The organism is Pseudomonas sp. NPDC090233, assembly GCF_044772285.1.
Lineage (GTDB): Bacteria > Pseudomonadota > Gammaproteobacteria > Pseudomonadales > Pseudomonadaceae > Aquipseudomonas.
This window is the reverse complement of the sequence record NZ_JBIVYQ010000004.1, coordinates 512,110-530,213: the sequence shown is the minus strand read 5'-3', so window position 1 is coordinate 530,213 and position 18,104 is coordinate 512,110. Positions and strand designations below refer to the sequence as shown.

The following is an 18,104-nucleotide window of genomic DNA, read 5'->3' as shown; positions in this document are numbered from 1 at the left end:
ACCTGAGTACGCCCACGCAACATGGGCCTTCCTGCATTCAATACAGTATGTACTTGCTGCTCGCTTGGGTTTGCCTTGGCAGAGGAGCGGTTTGCCCGGGCATCGAAAAAGGAGTATCGCGCCATGCATGCCATCAGCTTCATCCAGGATCTGGCCGTGATCATGCTGGTCGCCGGGGTGGTGACGATTCTCTTCCACCGGCTCAAGCAGCCTGTGGTGCTCGGCTATATCGTCGCCGGTTTCATCATCGGCCCGCACACACCACCGTTCGGCCTGATTCACGATGAAGACACGATCAAGACCCTGGCTGAGCTTGGGGTGATCTTCCTGATGTTCTGCCTGGGCCTTGAGTTCAGCCTGCGCAAGTTGTTCAAGGTGGGCGCCACGGCGTTTATCGCGGCGTTCCTGGAAATCGTCCTGATGATCTGGATCGGTTTCGAGATTGGCCGCTGGTTCGGCTGGAATACCATGGATTCGCTGTTCCTCGGCGCGATCCTGGCGATTTCCTCAACCACCATCATCGTCAAGGCGCTCAACGATCTGAAGATGAAGAACGAGCGTTTCGCTCAGCTGATCTTTGGCGTGTTGATCGTCGAGGACATTCTCGGCATCGGCATCATCGCCCTGCTTTCAGGTATCGCGGTCAGCGGCTCGGTCAGCTCTGGCGAGGTGTTCTCCACGGTTGGCAAGCTTTCGCTGTTCATGATCGTGGCGCTGGTCATCGGCATTCTGCTGGTGCCGCGGCTGCTGGCCTACGTGGCGAAATTCGAAAGCAACGAGATGTTGCTGATCACCGTGCTGGGCCTGTGCTTCGGTTTCTGCCTGCTGGTGGTCAAACTTGAATACAGCATGGTGCTGGGCGCGTTCCTGATCGGTGCGATCATGGCCGAGTCGCGCCAGTTGCTGAAGATCGAGCGGCTTATCGAACCGGTGCGCGACCTGTTCAGCGCCATCTTCTTCGTCGCCATCGGCTTGATGATCGACCCGCAGGTTTTGATCGATTACGCCTGGCCGATCGTGGTCATCACCCTGGCCGTGGTGTTGGGCAAGATGCTGTCCTGCGGCATGGGCGCGTTCATTGCCGGCAACGACGGGCGTACTTCGCTGCGGGTGGGAATGGGGCTTTCGCAGATCGGCGAGTTCTCGTTCATCATCGCGGCCCTGGGCATGACGCTTCAGGTAACCAGCGACTTCCTCTACCCGGTTGCCGTGGCCGTGTCGGCGATTACCACATTGCTGACGCCCTACCTGATCCGTGCGGCCGACCCGCTGTCGCTGAAGCTGGGCCAGGTGATGCCGAGCCGGCTGTCGCGCGTGCTGTCGCTGTATGGCGAATGGTTGCGCAGCATCCAGCCTCAAGGGGAAGGCGCGATGCTGGCAGCGATGATCCGGCGCATCCTGCTACAGGTCGGGGTGAACCTGGCGCTGGTGATCGCGATCTTCTTCAGCGGGGGATACTTCGCCGAGCGTATCGGCACCTGGCTCAATGAGTGGGTCAGCGATGTCAGCCAGCAGAAGGCGGTGATCTGGGGCGCGGCGCTATTGCTGTCGCTGCCGTTCCTCATCGCGGCGTATCGCAAGCTCAAGGCCCTGTCGATGCTGCTGGCCGAGATGGGCGTGAAGCCGGAAATGGCTGGGCGCCATACCCAGCGCGTGCGCCGTGTGGTGGCCGAGGTGATTCCGCTGCTGTCGCTGCTGGTGATTTTCCTGCTGCTGTCGGCGCTATCGGCGAGCATTCTGCCGACCAACGAACTGCTGCTGATCATTGCAGTGGTGGCAGCGGTGGTGGTGGCGGTGCTGTGGCGGTGGTTCATCCGCGTGCACACACGCATGCAGATCGCTTTGCTGGAGACGCTGGAGAACAGCCGGGAGAATTCGCACTGAAGCGGGCATGCTGAGTTTCTGAAGCTTGCGCAACCCTTGTAGGAGCGGCTTTAGCCGCGAAGAGAACGATGCGGTGTATGGCACCGGCTCCGCCGGTGTTCGCGGCTGAAGCCGCTCCTACAGGGATATGTGAGAGCTTCGGAATGGGTGGTGCTATCAGCTTTCCAGCCAGACATCCCGTGCCCAGTGCCAGACCGATTCCCAGCTGTCTTCGCCCACCAGCTCTTCGTCGGCATCCCACAGCACTACAGTGCCGTCTTCCTCGACACAGTAGTAGTTGTCACCGTCCTGGCACAGTGGGATCAGCTCGCGGGGTACGCCTGCATCCCAGGCATTGGCGGCGACTTCAGGGAGGTAGGTGTGCGACTGCGGGTCGGTGGCCGTCACCGGCTCCAGCGAGCCGTACACCACATCGCTGACGGTCAAAAGAAACTCTTTGAACACGAACGGAATATTGATGAACAGCTGTTCCTCGATCTCGACCAGTTGGTCTTCATCGGGAAGCTCCAGGGGCACCGGTACCGGCTCATTGGCTTCACGGAGTTGTTCGATCACTTCTTCCACGGTTCATTTCCTCTGACCTTGATGACAACGCTGCGCGTTATACCCTAGTAGGCCGGTCTGGCAAAAGCAAAAACCCCGGGACAGGCCCGGGGTTTTTTGTGCAACGTGCGTCGGTTAACCGTTTTGACGGATACCGGCGACCAGCCAAGGCTGGTTGTCGCCTTGGGCGCGAACCATGTGCCAGCTTTCGCTGAAGGCTTCGCCCTGATCGAAGCGCGAGGTCTTCGATACGCCACGGAAGGTCAGGGTGGCGTCGGTACGGTCGGAGCGATCGTCCACCCCGTCCAGCTGCACTTCAAGGTTGTCGATGTAGGTGGCCTGGAAGCCATCACCCAGGTCGGCACGTTCGCGCTTGAGGAACTCTAGCATTTGCGGTGTGACGAACTCGGCGATCTTGTCCATCTCGTTGGCATCCCAGTGCTGCTGCAGCGACTGGAAGTGGCTTTGCGCTGCTGCCAGGAAGCTCTTCTCGTTGAACCAGGCCGGGGCGTTGATGACCGGCGCAGCTGCAGCCGCAGGTGCGGCCGAACCACCGAAGATCGACGGCTGGGCAGGCTGGCCGTGGGCTTCACGCTGGAACGGCGCGTGGCCCGGAGCGGCCATTTGTGGCTGCTGCTGGCGGCGTCGCGCGGCGATGAAGCGGAACACCAGGAAGGCGATCAGCGCGACGATCAGGAAGTCCATGATCTGGAAGCCTTCGAAGCCGTCACCCATGAACATGGATGCCAGCAGGCCACCGGCGGCGAGGCCGGCCAGAGGGCCCAACCAGCGCGAAGCACCGCTGGCGGCGGCCGGAGCACGGCCAGGTGCGGTCGGCGCGGCGGCAGGCGTGGTTGGCGTAGCCTGGCGAGTCTGGTGAATAGGCGCGGAGCCCGAGCTCTTGCCGCCGCCGAAGCGCTTGGCACTGGCGTCCAGGCTCAGCGTCAGGCCGACGCAGAGCGCCAGTGCGATGCTAAGAAAACGTTGCATAAATGGGATATCCCCTGTTGTGGATTGCACGCGCGTCATGGTGCACAGGTTCCCGGGCACATGACCAGCGACAAGATGTTTCTAGCTTTTGCTTGAATGTTGCAGGGCTGCGCTTAGATGGCCTCTAGCTTGGCATACCCCAACATCAGCCATTTGCTGCCTTCGGCAAAGTTGACCTGCACCCGGGCCTGGGCGCCGGAGCCCTCGAAGTTGAGGATCACGCCCTCACCGAAGACCGAATGCTGGACCCGCTGGCCAAGGTTGAACGCTGTTTGCGGAATGTTGGCATTGGCGAACAGGTTGCTGGTGCTGGCGCTTTTCGCGCCGCCGAACGGACGGCTGACGCTGTTGGAAAGGCGCACTTCCTGAACCAGCCCGGCCGGAATCTCGCGTACGAAACGTGACACCTTGTTGTAGGTTTCACTTCCATACAAACGACGGGTTTCAGCGTAAGTCATGAACAGCTGACGCATGGCGCGGGTAATGCCCACGTAGGCCAGGCGGCGTTCCTCTTCCAGGCGGCCGGGTTCTTCCAGGCTCATCTTGTGCGGGAACAGGCCTTCCTCCATGCCGACCAGGAACACATAAGGGAATTCCAGGCCTTTGGCGCTGTGCAGGGTCATCAGCTGAATGCTGTCTTCATGCTCGTCAGCCTGCGCTTCACCGGCTTCCAGCGAGGCGTGGCCGAGGAAGGCCGACAGTGGCGAGAGATCCGCGTCATCGTCGCTGGTTTCGAAGTTGCGCGCGGCGCTGACCAGTTCCTCAAGGTTTTCTACCCGTGCCTGGCCCTTTTCACCTTTTTCTTCTTGGTGATAGATGATCAGGCCCGATTGCTCGATAACCGTTTGCGTCATAGTGTGCAGCGGCATGTCGGCAGTCTTGCCGGCGAGGTTCTCGATCAGCTCGATGAACGCGCCCAGTGCGCTGGCAGCGCGGCCTTTGAGGGCCTTGGCGGCGAGCAGCTGGCACATGGCTTCCCACATCGACAGCTGGCTGTGGCGGGCGTGCTCGCGGATGGCTTCGACAGTCTTCTCGCCAATTCCGCGCGGCGGGACATTGATGACTCGCTCCAGGGCCGCGTCGTTTCCACGGCCTTCGAGCAGGCGCAGGTAAGCCATGGCGTTCTTGATTTCGGCACGTTCGAAGAAGCGCTGACCACCGTAGATGCGGTAGGGGATGCGCTCGCGCAGCAGCGCTTCTTCCAGCACCCGCGACTGGGCGTTGGAGCGATACAGGATGGCGACTTCGTTGCGCGAACAGCCTTGCTTGATCAGGCTCTCGATGGTCTCGACCACATAGCGCGCTTCGTCGTGCTCGTTGTAAGCCGCATAGAGGGTGAGCGGCTCACCTTCACCGAGGTCGGTCCACAGCTCCTTGCCCAGGCGCCCGCTGTTGTTGGCGATCAAGGCGTTGGCGGCCTTGAGGATGCCCCCGGTGGAGCGGTAGTTCTGCTCCAGGCGAATCATCTCGGCGTCGGGGAAGTCGGCGGTGTACTGGTGAATGTTCTCGATCTTGGCACCGCGCCAGCCGTAGATCGACTGGTCGTCGTCGCCCACGGCCATCAGGCTGCCGCCGCCACCGCCCGCCAGCAGGCGCAACCAGGCGTACTGTACGGCGTTGGTGTCCTGGAACTCGTCCACCAGCAGGTGGCGGAAGCGCCGCTGGTAGTGTTCGAGCAGGCCCGGGTGGTCGCGCCACAGGTCAAGGGCGCGCAGCAGCAGTTCGGAGAAGTCGATGACCCCGGCGCGTTCGCAGGCCTGTTCGTAGGCCTCGTAAATGCTGCGCATGGTGCCCAGGAACAGGTCGCCACTGGCCTGGATATGCTGCGGGCGCAGGCCTTCGTCCTTCTGCCCGTTGATGAACCACTGGGCCTGGCGCGCCGGCCAGCGCTGCTCATCGAGGCCCAGCTCGCGGATCACCCGCTTGACCAGGCGCTGCTGGTCATCGCTGTCGAGGATCTGGAAGTTCTGCACCAGACGCGCTTCCTGCCAGTGTGCCCGCAACAGGCGGTGCGCCAGGCCGTGGAAGGTACCCACCCACATGCCCGCCGGGTTGATGCCCAGCAGTTGCTCGATCCGCTGGCGCATCTCGGCGGCAGCCTTGTTGGTGAAGGTCACCGACAGGATCGAGTGCGGGGACGCCTGCTCGACCTGGATCAACCAGGCGATGCGGTGCACCAACACGCGGGTTTTACCGGAGCCGGCGCCGGCAAGCACCAGTTGACGCCCGAGCGTGGCCGCGACGGCCTGGCGTTGGGCATCGTTGAGGGAGTTCAGCAGGAGGGAGAGGTCATCTGTGTGCATCCGGCCATTCTAGGGGCAGGCTGGTTACGGGGCAAACACCCACTGTATAAATATTCACCCTGCAAGGTCGCCGCTCATCGGTGAGCGTCTCAGCCGTGCCAGTGCTGGCCGTTCCTTGCCAGCAGGCTGTTGGCCTGGTCAGGGCCGTTGCTGCCGGCGGCATAATGACGGGGGGCCTGGAAGTGCTCCTCCCAGCCATTGATGATCGGATCTATCCAGGCCCAGGCCGCTTCCACTTCGTCACGCCGCATGAACAGCGTCGAGTCACCTTCCAGCACGTCCAGCAGCAGGCGCTCATAGGCTTCCCAGCGACGGGTCTGGCCGAACACCTGAGCCAGGTTGAGGTCCAGCTCCACCGGCTCAAGGCGCATGCCCTTGCCCGGGCTCTTGGTCATCATGCGCAGGCTGATGCGTTCTTCCGGCTGCAACTGAATCAGCAGCTGGTTGACCTGGCCGCCGCTGAACAGCTCGTGCGGCACCGGTTTGAACTGGATGACGATCTGCGACGAGCGCCGCGCCATGCGCTTGCCGGTGCGCAGGTAGAACGGCACACCGGCCCAGCGCCAGTTGTCGATGTGGGCGTGCACGGCAACGAAGGTTTCGGTATCGCTGTCGTTGTCCACGTCCTTCTCGAAGTAATAGGCAGGCACTTCCTGACCGCCGATGTGCCCGGCACCGTACTGCCCGCGCACGGTCTTGTCCTGCACGTCCTGGCCGGTGATCGGCTTGAGGGCGCGCAAAATCTTCACCTTTTCGTCTCGCACCGCTTCGGCTTCGAACTGCGCGGGCGGCTCCATGGCCACCAGGCACAGCAGCTGCAGCAGGTGGTTTTGCAGCATGTCACGGGTTGCGCCGGAGCGGTCGTAGTAGCCGCCGCGGTTCTCTACACCGAGGGTTTCGCAGACGCTGATCTGTACATGGTCGACCTGCCCGTTGCGCCACACCGGTTCCAGCAAGGCATTGGCGAAACGCAGGGCCATGAGGTTCTGCACGGTCTCTTTGCCAAGGTAGTGGTCGATGCGAAATACCTGGGATTCGTCGAATACCGCGCCGATCGCTTCATTGATGGCGGTGGCCGACGCCAGCGAATGGCCGATCGGCTTCTCCAGCACGATGCGCGCTTCGGGGTCGGCCAGCCCGGCCACACGCAGGTGGTTGGCAATCGGCACGAACAGGTTCGGGGCGGTGGCCAGATAATAGATGCGGGTCAGCCCGCCCGGTTCGCCGAGGTAGCGGGCCAGTCGGCCGAAGTCGGCGCTTTGCGAAGCATCCATGGGGAAGTAGTCGAGGCGTGCACAAAAGCGTTGCCACACGTCTTCGTCGAAGTCGTTGCGGGCGATCTGCGCCCGACAATGGCGTTCGGCGAGCTTGAGGTAGTCGTTACGCGAGAGGTTGCGGCGAGCCAGGGCAATGATGCGCACAGCAGTGTTCAGGCGTGCCTCGCGATACAGGTGATAGAGCGCCGGCAGCAGTTTGTGCAGGGCCAGATCACCGGTGCCACCGAACACCAGAATGTCGCAAGGAATAGTCAAACCGCTTCGCTCCACCTTCGTTTAACTGGGCGGGTTGGCGTCCATGTAGTATAACTACAAGAAAGCTACATCCCGGCCAGCCGATCATAACCGAGTCCAGCCCGTGAATCTGTTGCAACATATCGCCCAATCGCGCCACCTGCTGCGCAAATCGGAATTGAAAGTGGCCGACCACGTGCTGCTCGACCCGGCAGCCGTCATGCACAGCTCGATGGCCGACCTGGCGCACAACGTGGGTATCAGCGAACCGACCATCGTGCGTTTCTGCCGGGCAATCGGTTGTTCGGGCTTCCAGGATCTCAAGCTCAAGCTGGCGCAGAGCCTGGCCGCTGGTGCCAGTTTCGGGCAATTCGCAATTCATGAAGACGACTCGGTTGCCGACTACAGCCTGAAGATTTTCGACACCACTCTGCACACCTTGATGGAAGTGCGCGAACACCTCGACCCGCACGCCTTGCAGCAGGCGGTGAGTGCCATGGCCAAGGCGCAACGCGTGGAGTTCTATGGGTTTGGTGCGTCCGGCGCGGTGGCGGCCGATGCGCAGCACAAGTTCTTCCGCCTGCTGCTCAGTGCGGCCGCTTATTCCGACCCGCATATGCAGGCGATGTCGGCCGTCACGCTCAAGCCGGGTGATGTGGCGGTGTGCATTTCACAGTCGGGGCGTTCCAAAGACCTGCTGATCACCGCCAACCTGGTGCGTGAGAGTGGCGCCAACCTGATCACCCTGTGCCCAAGCCAGACGCCTTTGGCAGAGCTTTCGACCGTGAACCTGGCGATTGATGTGCACGAAGACACCGAAATCTATACTCCGCTGACCTCGCGTATCGCCCACCTGGTAGTGATCGACGTGCTGGCCATGGGTGTGGCAATGGCGCGCGGACCGAGCCTGGTCAACCACCTCAAGAGCGTGAAGCGCAGCTTGCGTAGCCTGCGTTTGTCGCCGAAGTCGATCAAGGCAATGGATGACTGAAAGAATCGGCAAATTTCATTGATTTGTCACGATTGCTCAGCAAAACGGTAAACCATTGAAGCCAGTCTGAAGCTCCCCGCACTCGATCAGGGAGACAGACATGGCTCGTGACTTCGATGGCTCGTACCAACCTAATGCCAAAGCCCGTAAACAGCAGGAAAAGGATCAGCGCCGCATGGAGTACCGCCGCGCGATCGAAAGCTATTGCGACCAACGACAACTGCTCCGCGACTTGGCGGATTATCCCGAGTTGGAAGCACTTACAGTGTGGCAGGCTTCAGCTGCAACTTCCCCGAAAAACGCTCAACAATCGCGCTGATCAATGCACGTTCGCTGCGGATGAACGCCAGAAAGGCCAGGGCTACCGGTGACTGCCGCTTGGCCTTGGACTGCACCACGCACCAGCTGCGGTACAGCGGGAGTTCTTCCACCGGCAGCTCCCTGAGCACCCCTGCGGCCAGTTCCATGTTGACCGCGTGGCGGGTCAGCAAGGCAATGCCGAGGCCGGCGATCACGCACTCGCGTTGGGCATCGGCCGAGGCCACTTCCAGTGTTTGGGTGAAGTGCACGCGCTTGTCCTTGAAGTATTCCTCACAAGCTTTACGCGTTCCCGAGCCCTGTTCGCGGACCAGCAGGGTATGAGGCTCAAGATCCTGCAAGCGCAGCTGCTCAAGCTTGCACAGCGGATGCTCAGGCGGCGCCACGGCGATGATCGGGTTGTTGAGAAACGGCAGAAACTCCAGGCCCATGTCCTGCGGCACCATGGACATGATGATCAGGTCGTCGCGGTTGTCGGAAAGACGCCGGATCGCCTGGGCGCGATTGACCACCGTAAGGGTCAGGTTGACCTCCGGGTGACGTTGCTTGAAGGCGGCGAACAGGTGTGGCACGAAGTACTTGGCGCTGGATTCGATCGCCAGTTTCAGCTGCCCTTGCAGTGAGCCCTGCATGTCCGACAGCTGCATGTCGAGGCTTTCCAGGCGGCCGAAGATGTCTCGGCTGGCGCGCTGCAAGGCTTCGGCGGCCTCGGTCAGGTAGAGCTTCTTGCCGACGTACTCGAACAGCGGCTGCCCGACCAGCTCTTCGAGCTGGCGGATCTGTAGACTAACGGCGGGTTGCGTCAGTGCCATCTCCTCTGCGGCACGGCTGTACGAGCGTAAATCACACACCTCGTTAAAGATCTGCAATTGACGCAAAGTCATACGCATCAAGGACTTACGCATTTTTCCCTAGGCTCCAGCAAAACCTTGTTACCGAACTATAAGCTTTTGCTAATACAGCCCCTAACAAATATTGATTTTTGTTTATCGACCTACAGCGCTAGGGTGAATATGCGACTGGCCAGCGACGTCTGGTCACGCGCCGACCGGTAAAACCGGCTCGACTGTTCCTACGGCTTTGGGAAGACTCCAGTGATAAAAAAAATCCTGATCGCCAACCGGGGTGAAATCGCAGTTCGCATTGTGCGTGCCTGCGCCGAAATGGGCATTCGCTCTGTCGCGATCTATTCCGACGCCGACCGTCACGCCTTGCACGTCAAGCGCGCCGACGAGGCCTACAGCATTGGTGCCGAGCCGCTGGCCGGTTATCTGAACCCGCGCAAGCTGGTCAACCTTGCTGTGGAAACCGGCTGTGACGCCCTGCACCCGGGCTACGGTTTCCTGTCGGAAAACCCTGAACTGGCAGAAATTTGCGCCGAGCGCGGGATCAAGTTTATCGGCCCGGCCGCCGAGGTCATTCGCCGCATGGGCGACAAGACCGAAGCACGCCGCACCATGATCAAGGCCGGCGTGCCGGTGACGCCAGGCACCGAAGGCAACGTCGCCGATATCCACGAAGCCCTGAGCGAAGGCGAGCGCATCGGTTACCCGGTGATGCTCAAGGCCACCTCGGGTGGTGGCGGCCGTGGTATTCGCCGTTGCAACAGCCGTGAAGAGTTGGAACAGAATTTCCCCCGGGTCATTTCCGAGGCGACCAAGGCCTTCGGCTCGGCGGAAGTGTTTCTGGAAAAGTGCATCGTCAATCCCAAGCACATCGAAGCGCAGATCCTCGGTGACAGCTTCGGTAACGTAGTGCACCTGTTCGAGCGCGACTGCTCGATCCAGCGCCGCAATCAGAAGCTCATCGAAATCGCCCCGAGCCCGCAGCTCACCCCCGAACAGCGCGCCTACATCGGCGACCTGGCGGTGCGTGCGGCCAAGGCGGTGAACTACGAGAACGCCGGTACCGTGGAGTTCCTGCTCGCCGATGGCGAGGTGTACTTCATGGAGATGAACACCCGGGTGCAGGTGGAACACACCATCACCGAAGAAATCACCGGTATCGATGTAGTCCGCGAGCAGATTCGCATTGCCTCGGGCCTGCCGCTGTCGGTCAAGCAGGAAGACATCCAGCACCGCGGCTACGCGTTGCAGTTCCGCATCAACGCCGAAGACCCGAAGAACAACTTCCTGCCCAGCTTCGGCAAGATCACCCGTTATTACGCCCCCGGCGGCCCGGGCGTGCGCACCGACACGGCGATCTACACCGGCTACACCATTCCGCCGTTCTACGACTCCATGTGCCTGAAGCTCGTGGTCTGGGCATTGACCTGGGAAGAAGCCATGGACCGCGGCCTGCGGGCCCTGGACGACATGCGCGTGCAAGGGGTGAAGACCACCGCCGCGTACTACCAGGAAATCCTGCGCAACCCGGAATTCCGTAGCGGCCAGTTCAACACCAGCTTCGTCGAAAGCCACCCTGAACTGACCAACTACTCGATCAAGCGCAAACCCGAAGAGCTGGCCCTGGCCATCGCCGCCGCCATCGCCGCCCACGCAGGCCTGTGAGGAACCCAATAATGTCCAAGAAAATCTTTGTTACCGACACGATCCTGCGCGACGCCCACCAGTCCCTGCTGGCCACCCGCATGCGCACCGAAGACATGCTGCCGATCTGCGACAAGCTCGACAAAGTCGGCTACTGGTCGCTGGAAGTCTGGGGTGGCGCCACCTTCGACGCCTGCGTGCGCTTCCTCAAGGAAGACCCGTGGGAGCGCCTGCGCAAACTGCGCAATGCCTTGCCCAACACCCGCCTGCAGATGCTCCTGCGCGGCCAGAACTTGCTCGGCTACCGCCACTACAGCGACGACGTGGTCAAGGCGTTCGTGGCCAAGGCAGCGGTCAACGGCATCGATGTGTTCCGTATCTTCGATGCCATGAACGACGTACGTAACCTGCGCGTGGCCATCGAAGCAGTGAAGGCTGCCGGCAAGCACGCCCAAGGCACCATCGCCTACACCGTCAGCCCCGTGCACACTGTCGACGCCTTCGTGCAGCAGGCTAAGCAGATGGAAGCCATGGGTTGCGACTCGGTAGCGATCAAGGACATGGCCGGCCTGCTGACCCCGTTCGCCACTGGCGAGCTGGTGAAGGCGCTGAAGGCCGAGCAGTCGCTGCCGGTGTTCATCCACTCCCACGACACCGCTGGCCTGGCTGCCATGTGCCAGCTCAAGGCCGTTGAGAACGGTGTCGACCACATTGATACCGCTATCTCCAGCTTCGCCTGGGGCACCAGCCACCCGGGCACCGAGTCGATGGTCGCTGCGCTCAAGGGTAGCGAGTTCGACACCGGCCTGGACCTGGAGCTGCTGCAGGAAATCGGCCTGTACTTCTACGCCGTGCGCAAGAAGTACCACCAGTTCGAGAGCGAGTTTACCGCCGTGGATACCCGCGTGCAGGTCAACCAGGTGCCGGGCGGGATGATTTCCAACCTGGCCAACCAGCTCAAGGAGCAGGGCGCGCTCAACCGCATGAACGAGGTGCTGGCGGAGATCCCGCGGGTGCGCGAAGACCTCGGCTTTCCGCCGCTGGTTACCCCGACCTCGCAGATCGTTGGCACCCAGGCGTTCTTCAACGTGCTGGCCGGCGAGCGCTACAAGACCATCACCAACGAGGTGAAGCTGTACCTGCAAGGCGGTTACGGCAAGGCCCCGGGCGTGGTCAACGAGCAACTGCGCCGCCAGGCCATCGGCAGCGAAGAAGTGATCGACGTGCGCCCGGCCGACCTGCTCAAGCCAGAGATGGCCAAGCTGCGTGCCGACATCGGCGCGCTGGCGCGCAGTGAAGAAGACGTGCTGACCTTCGCCATGTTCCCGGACATTGGCCGCAAATTCCTCGAAGAACGCGAAGCCGGTACCTTGACCCCCGAAGCCCTGCTGCCGATTCCAGAAGCCGGTGCAGTCGCCGCCCCTGGTGGAGAAGGCGTACCGACCGAGTTCGTCATCGATGTGCACGGCGAAACCTACCGCGTCGACATCACCGGTGTGGGCGTCAAGGCCGAAGGCAAGCGTCACTTCTACCTGTCGATCGACGGCATGCCGGAAGAAGTGGTGTTCGAGCCTCTCAACGAGTTCGTCGGTGGCGGCAGCAGCAAGCGCAAGCAAGCCAGCGCCCCGGGCCACGTCAGCACCACCATGCCGGGCAACATCGTCGATGTGCTGGTCAAGGAAGGCGACGTAGTCAAAGCCGGCCAGGCCGTGCTGATCACCGAAGCGATGAAGATGGAAACGGAAGTGCAGGCGGCCATCGCCGGCAAGATCGTGGCCATCCACGTGGCCAAGGGCGATCGCGTGACGCCGGGTGAGATCCTGATCGAGATCGAAGGCTGACAGACGCCTTCATCTACAAGTGGTTAACCTCTGGGGAGCGGATGCTCCCCTTTTTTTGTGCATTAAAAAGCATATTTTTTCGATCAAGATTAGAAGAAATGCAATTTAATGCACAATTTGCTTTTGAAACTTGTTTTGGATGCACTATATTGCATATTAAATGATCCGCTTAAAGGCAAGCCCATGTACCCGCTGACGCTTCAGGTCTATGTCGACGGCTGTTGGCAAGATGCGATGACACTCAGTTTTTCGCAGCCAGAGCAGGGTTTTATCGGCCCTTGTGCCTTTGCCTACGAGCCCTCTTATGTCAAAAACAACCTGGATGCCTACGGGAGCTTTCTTGCCAAAGCGGTGAGTGCACGATTGCCCGTGGATTTCGACAGCTTCATGCTACCGGCAGCTCCCGCGTTCATTCATGACATTGCCCCTTCGGGTGCGGCTAAGCGGTTTCTCATGGCTCACTTGGGCCGAGAAAAGTCCGTTGGCATCAGCGACGATGTATATCTCTTGGCAAGAAGTACCCCAGCGCCGGTCGGAAATCTGCGTATCAAGGAGTCGATGGCACATCTCGACACGGTCGACCCTATGGGGTTCAGCAGGCAAGACGTGATCAGTCGTGATCAGCGTTTTCTCGAGTACGCCTACGAACAGGGGGCCGCCATTGGCGGGGCCACTGGCGCAGGCGGCGAGGCGCCCAAGCTGCTGATGACCGAAGGCAAGGATGGCTTGCTGTACCCGGATGCCGCTTTGGACGACGGACAGGCCCGCCAACACTGGTTCATCAAGTTTGCGCGCAATCAGGCGCTGAAAAATGACCAGGACATATTACGGGCTGAATGTCTCTACTATCGGGCACTGCGAGTTCTGGATGTGGAGACTGTGGCTACGGATGAATTGGCCCTTGAAGAGGGCGTGAAACCTAGCCTCTGGATGAAGCGCTTTGACCGTAAGTTGGCCGATCAAAAGGTGGAGCGGTTTGCTGTGGAATCCATCTATTCGCTGGCTGGCGTTACGCAGCCGGGAAGCCGCATGGAACATGGGGAAGTTGTGAGGGGGTTGGTGAAGCTATGGGTTCAGGCAGGGCAAGGTAGTCAGACCACTGAGCTGATTGCTGAATACCTTCGTCGAGACCTGATCAACAAGATCCTCGGCAATTCGGACAATCACGGACGGAACATGGCTGTCATACGTGAAGCCGAGACGGTGAGGCTGGCACCCATTTACGACCTCGCGCCGATGGTGCTTGATGCGGAGGGTGTCACCCGTACGACAAAATGGGCGGCAGGTATCGAGCGTGCCGGTGAAATCGACTGGTGGGCCGCGTGTGCCAGCCTGGCTGATCTGATTGAACCGGAACTGGCCTTTGAACAGTTGCGCCAGGATGCCACCCGACTATTGGCGCTCCCAGACCTGCTCAGCGAATCAGGTTTGCCGGACGCCGTCATGAATCACCCAGCAATCGCATTACGCCAACTTGAACACCGTATGAAAACATGGGGGCTGATATGAGCCTGACACCCGAGCAACGTGCTCAGGTTATCGAAGACGTTCAGCGAGCAATTGCCGAAGGCTCCTGGGAATTGGGTACAGCGGTACGACACCTGCGGGTGACCATAGCAAACCTTCAACAAGCCCAATTCGCCAAAATGTGCAAAGTCTCGCTGCGCACGCTCATTCAGATTGAGCAGGGTGAAGGTAACCCTACGCTCAAGTCCTTGAATGCCGTATTTCGCCCATTTGGTCTGCAAATGGGCGTTGTCAGGCGCCAGCGTCAGGTTATCTGAACTGTGGTTGGCGCCTCCGTCCTGGCCATCAGCAGTGAGTGCGGCAAGTTTCCAAGCTGCTGACTTGGCCCTCAGGCCGCTGATTTTCTTCGCTCAACCACCGCTCGAACCCCGCTGCCACCTGCGGCCATTCATCATCGGTAATCGAATACCACGCCGTATCGCGGTTATGGTCCTTGACCACCAGGTGCTTGCGGAACACCCCTTCGAACTGGAAGCCGAACCGCTCAGCCGCGCGCTTGGAGCGGGCATTGGCGTTGTTGCACTTCCATTCCAGGCGCCGGTTGCCCAGCTCGAAGCCAAGCTTGGCCAGCAGGTACACCGCTTCGGTGCTCTTGGGCGTACGCTGCATGGGGGCGCCGAAGGCGATGTGGCCGATCTCGATGCGGCCGTGGTCGGGCACGATCGACATCAGGGTGAGAACGCCTTGCGCCTGGCCGTTCGCGCGGTCGATGACGGTGTAGTACAGCGGGTCGCGGCCAGCGGCGTTGCCTTCCAGCCAGCGGTCGAAGGCAGCGCGCTCGGTGAAGGGGCCGTAGGGCAGGTAATCCCACAACACGGGATCGGAGTCCGGGCCCTGCAATGCTGCCCACAGATCATCCGCATGGCGTGCCGGGTCGAGCTTCTCCAGGCGAATGAAGCGGCCATCGATGGGCTCGGCTTGCGGCGCTGTGGCAGGTTTCCAGTTCAAGGCATCAGTCATGATCGGCCTACAGTCCTTTGCGAAATTGGATGAAGCCCGGCCGCTCGGCAACCTGCTCGTACAGGCTGATGGCGGTGGCGTTGGTTTCGTGGGTCAGCCAGTGCACCTTGATGCAGCCGGCAGCTTTGGCCGTGGCATAGACGTGTTCGATGAGTTGACGGCCGATGCCCAGGCCGCGCTGTGCGCTGTCCACGTAGAGGTCCTGCAGGTAACAGGAATTCTCGATGCTCCAGTTGGAACGATGGTAGATGAAGTTGACCATGCCCACCGCCTTGCCATCGACCCAGGCGAGGGTCGAGTGGGTCGGTTCATTGGGATCGAGCAGGCGTTGCCAGGTATTGAGGCTGATTTCTTCGGCCAGTTCGGTCTGGTAGAAGCGCAGGTAGGCCTGCCACAGTTCGAGCCAGGCGGCGTGGTCTTGGGCGCTGACGGGGCGCAGGTTAACGCTGGGCATGGGGCTTTTCCTTCAGAGCTGGCGCATCTGCGCCGCGAGTTGGTTGTCCAGATAATCGGTGCTGGCGCTTAGGCCTTCGCGCACGCCGGTAATGTCTTGTGCCGAACGGTTCTGGCTGAGCTTGCGCGCGCCCTGCAGGCGGGCGATGGGCAGGCGGATGCCGACGATGGCGCGGAGCATGCCGTCCAGGTAATCGCTGGGTGCGTCGGCCACTTTCCAAGGTGCATCGCGACCGTGTTCGTGGCGTTCGGTCAGGCGGCTGACGATGTTTAGCAGCGGGGCCGCCTCATGGATCACTTCGACCGGGCCATAGGCATGTACGGCCAGGTAGTTCCAGGTCGGCACCACCTTGGGGTTTTCGGCTTTGCTCGGGTAGTAGCTGGGGCTGATATAAGCATCGGCGCCGGGAAATACCAGCAGTGCTTCGCCGCCACTCTCCAGGTCCTGCCATTGGCGATTGGCGCGCGCCAGGTGCGCGTAAACGGTGCCGAATTCGCCTTCATCGGTGTCGACCAGCACTGGCAAGTGGGTGGCGAGTAAACCTTGTTCACCCTGGCTGACCAGCACGGCCAGGCGGGTATCCAGCATGTGCTGATGCAAACGCTCGCGGTCGTGTTCCTGGTGGGGTTTGCTGTTGTACATGCGTAGGTTCCTTGTCGAATGTCTCCATCCTAGGCAGGCTATTGGTTCTGTGTAAGATCCATTCATGACTGTTTTGATAGGTCCAATGCCATGAGCGAACGTCCCCTCGTGCTGCCCTTTGATCCTGCCGGACTGGTCCTCGACCGCCGCCGGGGGCTTAGTCAGCAGCTCTATCAGGCTCTGCGTTCACGAGTGCTGGACGGGCGGCTGAGCAGCGGCACGCGACTGCCCGCCACCCGCGAACTGGCGAGCATGTTGGCGCTGTCGCGCAACAGCGTGGTGCGAGCCTACGATCAGCTGTACGCCGAGGGTTACATCGAAAGCCGGGTAGGTGACGGTACGTATGTGAGTCGCCTGGAAAAACTATCCACACAACTATCCACAGGGTTATCCCTGGGTTTATCAACAGGTTTATCCACATCTTCTTCGGGTGATACTGAGGATTTATCCAGCAACACGCTGTCCAGTGAGCCATTGGAACGTCTGAAAAGTAACCATCTTCCGCTGCCAAGAAGCGGCGCACCGCGTGCTTTTCGCGTCGGTATTCCAGCCTTCGACCTGTTCCCGTTCGACGTGTGGGCCAAGCTTCATGCGGGTTTCTGGCGTAATCCGGATCCTGCGCAGCTTGGTTATGGCGACCCGGCAGGCGAGCGCACGCTGCGCGAGTTGATATCGGCCTACCTGCGGCGCTCACGTGGTCTTTCCTGCACGGCTGAACAAATTGTGATCACCAGTGGTGCACAGCAGGCCATCAGCCTTTGTGCACAGTTGCTGTTACAGCCGGGCGACGGCGTGGCTGTGGAAAGCCCTGGTTATCGAGCCGCTGGCCATACCTTCGCCGTGGCCGGTGGCAAGGTGTCGGGCATTCCTGTGGACGAGGAGGGCATGGACTGCGCGCGCCTGGAACAACTGCAGGATTGCCGCCTGGCCTACGTCACGCCCGCCCACCAGTACCCCACGGGTGTAACCATGAGCCTGGCCCGGCGCCTGGCGCTACTGGCGTGGGCCGAGCGTCGCGATGGCTGGATCATCGAGGATGACTATGACGGCGAGTACCGCTACAGCGGTGCGCCGTTGGCTCCGCTGGCGGCGTTGGACCGCCAGGGGCGGGTGTTGTACGTCGGCACCTTCGGCAAGATTGCGTTCCCCGCATTGCGCCTTGGCTACCTGGTGCTGCCCCAGCGATTGGTGCAGGCGTTCAGCCAGGGCAGGGCGCTGGCGATGCGGCATTCCGAAGTCGGCACCCAATGCGTGATGGCCGAGTTCATGGCTCAGGGGCATTTCCAGCGGCATATTCGGCGGATGCGCAAGGCGGCGTTGAGCCGGCGCAATGTATTGAAAGCTGGGTGGCCTGTGGAGGTTCCGGGGCTGGGTGGTATGCCGGAAGTGGCTGCGGGGCTGCATGTGAAGGTGGATGTGGATAACTTTGCGCGGGAGCAGGAATTGGTGGCCAAGGCAGAAGCGGTCGGGGTCGAAGTGAATCCGCTGAGCAGTTATTGGCTGGAGGACAGCGAGGTGCCTTTGGATAAACGTGCGGGGTTGGTACTGGGGTTTGCGGCGGTGCCGGAAGGGGAAATTGCCGAGGCGTTGATGCGCTTGCGCAAGGCTTGGCGGCCTCTTCGCGGCTAAAGCCGCTCCCACAGGAGTACTG

The 18,104-nt window shown here is 61.0% G+C and carries 16 protein-coding genes; 8 read left to right on the top strand and 8 right to left on the bottom strand.

Annotated elements, in window-relative coordinates; all coding sequences use genetic code 11:
* Positions 1-123 precede the first annotated feature (123 nt).
* Positions 124-1,884: a cation:proton antiporter gene (locus ACIQUF_RS13755; RefSeq protein WP_403132211.1), complete on the top strand. Its 1,761-nt coding sequence runs from the start codon at positions 124-126 to the stop codon at positions 1,882-1,884.
* Positions 1,885-2,040: 156 nt separating this feature from the next.
* Here ACIQUF_RS13755 and ACIQUF_RS13750 read toward each other — a convergent pair whose 3' ends face one another.
* The 4 genes from ACIQUF_RS13750 to zwf all read right to left on the bottom strand — a co-directional run bounded on the left by ACIQUF_RS13750 (position 2,041) and on the right by zwf (position 7,252).
* A complete protein-coding gene (locus ACIQUF_RS13750; protein ID WP_403132207.1) occupies positions 2,041-2,448 on the bottom strand; it encodes an SMI1/KNR4 family protein in 408 nt (135 codons plus the stop codon).
* 114 nt (positions 2,449-2,562) lie between these two features.
* Positions 2,563-3,417 (bottom strand): Tim44 domain-containing protein, encoded by an 855-nt coding sequence (locus ACIQUF_RS13745; RefSeq protein ID WP_403132204.1) that lies wholly within the window; start codon positions 3,415-3,417, stop codon positions 2,563-2,565.
* A gap of 113 nt (positions 3,418-3,530) precedes the next feature.
* Positions 3,531-5,720 carry a DNA helicase II gene (gene uvrD / locus ACIQUF_RS13740; protein WP_403132201.1) on the bottom strand — a complete coding sequence of 730 codons (2,190 nt, stop codon included), beginning with the start codon at positions 5,718-5,720 and terminating at the stop codon, positions 3,531-3,533.
* Positions 5,721-5,809: 89 nt separating this feature from the next.
* The gene (gene zwf / locus ACIQUF_RS13735; protein ID WP_403132199.1) at positions 5,810-7,252 is read right to left on the bottom strand and encodes a glucose-6-phosphate dehydrogenase; all 1,443 of its coding nucleotides are present in this window, start codon (positions 7,250-7,252) and stop codon (positions 5,810-5,812) included.
* Between the two features lie 103 nt (positions 7,253-7,355).
* Between zwf and hexR the strand changes: the two genes are divergently transcribed.
* Both hexR and ACIQUF_RS13725 read left to right on the top strand, forming a co-directional pair.
* A complete protein-coding gene (hexR, locus tag ACIQUF_RS13730; protein WP_400801598.1) occupies positions 7,356-8,222 on the top strand; it encodes a transcriptional regulator HexR in 867 nt (288 codons plus the stop codon).
* A 100-nt stretch (positions 8,223-8,322) separates the two neighbouring features.
* Positions 8,323-8,541 carry a PA3496 family putative envelope integrity protein gene (locus ACIQUF_RS13725; protein WP_403132196.1) on the top strand — a complete coding sequence of 73 codons (219 nt, stop codon included), beginning with the start codon at positions 8,323-8,325 and terminating at the stop codon, positions 8,539-8,541.
* On the opposite strand, the gene ACIQUF_RS13720 is transcribed toward ACIQUF_RS13725, so the two are convergent.
* Entirely contained in the window at positions 8,483-9,430 is a 948-nt protein-coding gene (locus ACIQUF_RS13720) for a LysR family transcriptional regulator (RefSeq protein ID WP_403132521.1), read from the bottom strand. The two genes, ACIQUF_RS13725 and ACIQUF_RS13720, sit on opposite strands and share 59 nt — an antisense overlap.
* 204 nt (positions 9,431-9,634) lie before the next feature.
* Here ACIQUF_RS13720 and ACIQUF_RS13715 point away from each other — a divergent pair, with 204 nt between their 5' ends.
* The 4 genes from ACIQUF_RS13715 (at position 9,635) to ACIQUF_RS13700 (ending at position 14,654) form a co-directional block, all read left to right on the top strand.
* Positions 9,635-11,050 (top strand): acetyl-CoA carboxylase biotin carboxylase subunit, encoded by a 1,416-nt coding sequence (locus tag ACIQUF_RS13715; RefSeq protein WP_400801595.1) that lies wholly within the window; start codon positions 9,635-9,637, stop codon positions 11,048-11,050.
* Between the two features lie 11 nt (positions 11,051-11,061).
* Positions 11,062-12,870 (top strand): sodium-extruding oxaloacetate decarboxylase subunit alpha, encoded by a 1,809-nt coding sequence (gene oadA, locus ACIQUF_RS13710; RefSeq protein WP_403132193.1) that lies wholly within the window; start codon positions 11,062-11,064, stop codon positions 12,868-12,870.
* Positions 12,871-13,053: 183 nt separating this feature from the next.
* The gene (locus tag ACIQUF_RS13705; protein WP_403132519.1) at positions 13,054-14,379 is read left to right on the top strand and encodes a type II toxin-antitoxin system HipA family toxin; all 1,326 of its coding nucleotides are present in this window, start codon (positions 13,054-13,056) and stop codon (positions 14,377-14,379) included.
* Positions 14,376-14,654 (top strand): helix-turn-helix transcriptional regulator, encoded by a 279-nt coding sequence (locus ACIQUF_RS13700; protein ID WP_403132190.1) that lies wholly within the window; start codon positions 14,376-14,378, stop codon positions 14,652-14,654. Before ACIQUF_RS13705 ends, ACIQUF_RS13700 begins: the two co-directional genes overlap by 4 nt.
* Before the next feature lie 28 nt (positions 14,655-14,682).
* Here the strand turns inward: ACIQUF_RS13700 and ACIQUF_RS13695 are convergent, their stop codons facing one another.
* From ACIQUF_RS13695 to ACIQUF_RS13685, 3 genes are read right to left on the bottom strand one after another with little or no spacing between them, the layout of a single operon-like run.
* A complete protein-coding gene (locus ACIQUF_RS13695; protein WP_403132188.1) occupies positions 14,683-15,357 on the bottom strand; it encodes a GNAT family N-acetyltransferase in 675 nt (224 codons plus the stop codon).
* Between the two features lie 7 nt (positions 15,358-15,364).
* Complete coding sequence (locus ACIQUF_RS13690; protein ID WP_403132185.1) at positions 15,365-15,811, bottom strand: GNAT family N-acetyltransferase; 447 nt, start codon at positions 15,809-15,811, stop codon at positions 15,365-15,367.
* 12 nt (positions 15,812-15,823) lie between these two features.
* On the bottom strand, positions 15,824-16,453 hold the full coding sequence (locus ACIQUF_RS13685) for an FMN-binding negative transcriptional regulator (protein WP_403132183.1): 630 nt from the start codon (positions 16,451-16,453) through the stop codon (positions 15,824-15,826).
* 90 nt (positions 16,454-16,543) lie between these two features.
* Between ACIQUF_RS13685 and ACIQUF_RS13680 the strand changes: the two genes are divergently transcribed.
* Positions 16,544-18,082: a PLP-dependent aminotransferase family protein gene (locus ACIQUF_RS13680; RefSeq protein WP_403132180.1), complete on the top strand. Its 1,539-nt coding sequence runs from the start codon at positions 16,544-16,546 to the stop codon at positions 18,080-18,082.
* Positions 18,083-18,104: the final 22 nt, after the last annotated feature.

Bases quoted from the DNA above. Each gene is read 5' to 3' on its own strand.
- ACIQUF_RS13755 (WP_403132211.1), top strand. From the start codon at position 124: ATGCATGCCATCAGCTTCATCCAGGATCTGGCCGTGATCATGCTGGTC.
- ACIQUF_RS13745 (WP_403132204.1), bottom strand. From the start codon at position 3,417: ATGCAACGTTTTCTTAGCATCGCACTGGCGCTCTGCGTCGGCCTGACG.
- uvrD (WP_403132201.1), bottom strand. From the start codon at position 5,720: ATGCACACAGATGACCTCTCCCTCCTGCTGAACTCCCTCAACGATGCC.
- ACIQUF_RS13725 (WP_403132196.1), top strand. From the start codon at position 8,323: ATGGCTCGTGACTTCGATGGCTCGTACCAACCTAATGCCAAAGCCCGT.
- ACIQUF_RS13720 (WP_403132521.1), bottom strand. From the start codon at position 9,430: ATGCGTATGACTTTGCGTCAATTGCAGATCTTTAACGAGGTGTGTGAT.
- oadA (WP_403132193.1), top strand. From the start codon at position 11,062: ATGTCCAAGAAAATCTTTGTTACCGACACGATCCTGCGCGACGCCCAC.
- ACIQUF_RS13705 (WP_403132519.1), top strand. From the start codon at position 13,054: ATGTACCCGCTGACGCTTCAGGTCTATGTCGACGGCTGTTGGCAAGAT.
- ACIQUF_RS13700 (WP_403132190.1), top strand. From the start codon at position 14,376: ATGAGCCTGACACCCGAGCAACGTGCTCAGGTTATCGAAGACGTTCAG.
- ACIQUF_RS13695 (WP_403132188.1), bottom strand. From the start codon at position 15,357: ATGACTGATGCCTTGAACTGGAAACCTGCCACAGCGCCGCAAGCCGAG.
- ACIQUF_RS13690 (WP_403132185.1), bottom strand. From the start codon at position 15,811: ATGCCCAGCGTTAACCTGCGCCCCGTCAGCGCCCAAGACCACGCCGCC.
- ACIQUF_RS13685 (WP_403132183.1), bottom strand. From the start codon at position 16,453: ATGTACAACAGCAAACCCCACCAGGAACACGACCGCGAGCGTTTGCAT.
- ACIQUF_RS13680 (WP_403132180.1), top strand. From the start codon at position 16,544: ATGAGCGAACGTCCCCTCGTGCTGCCCTTTGATCCTGCCGGACTGGTC.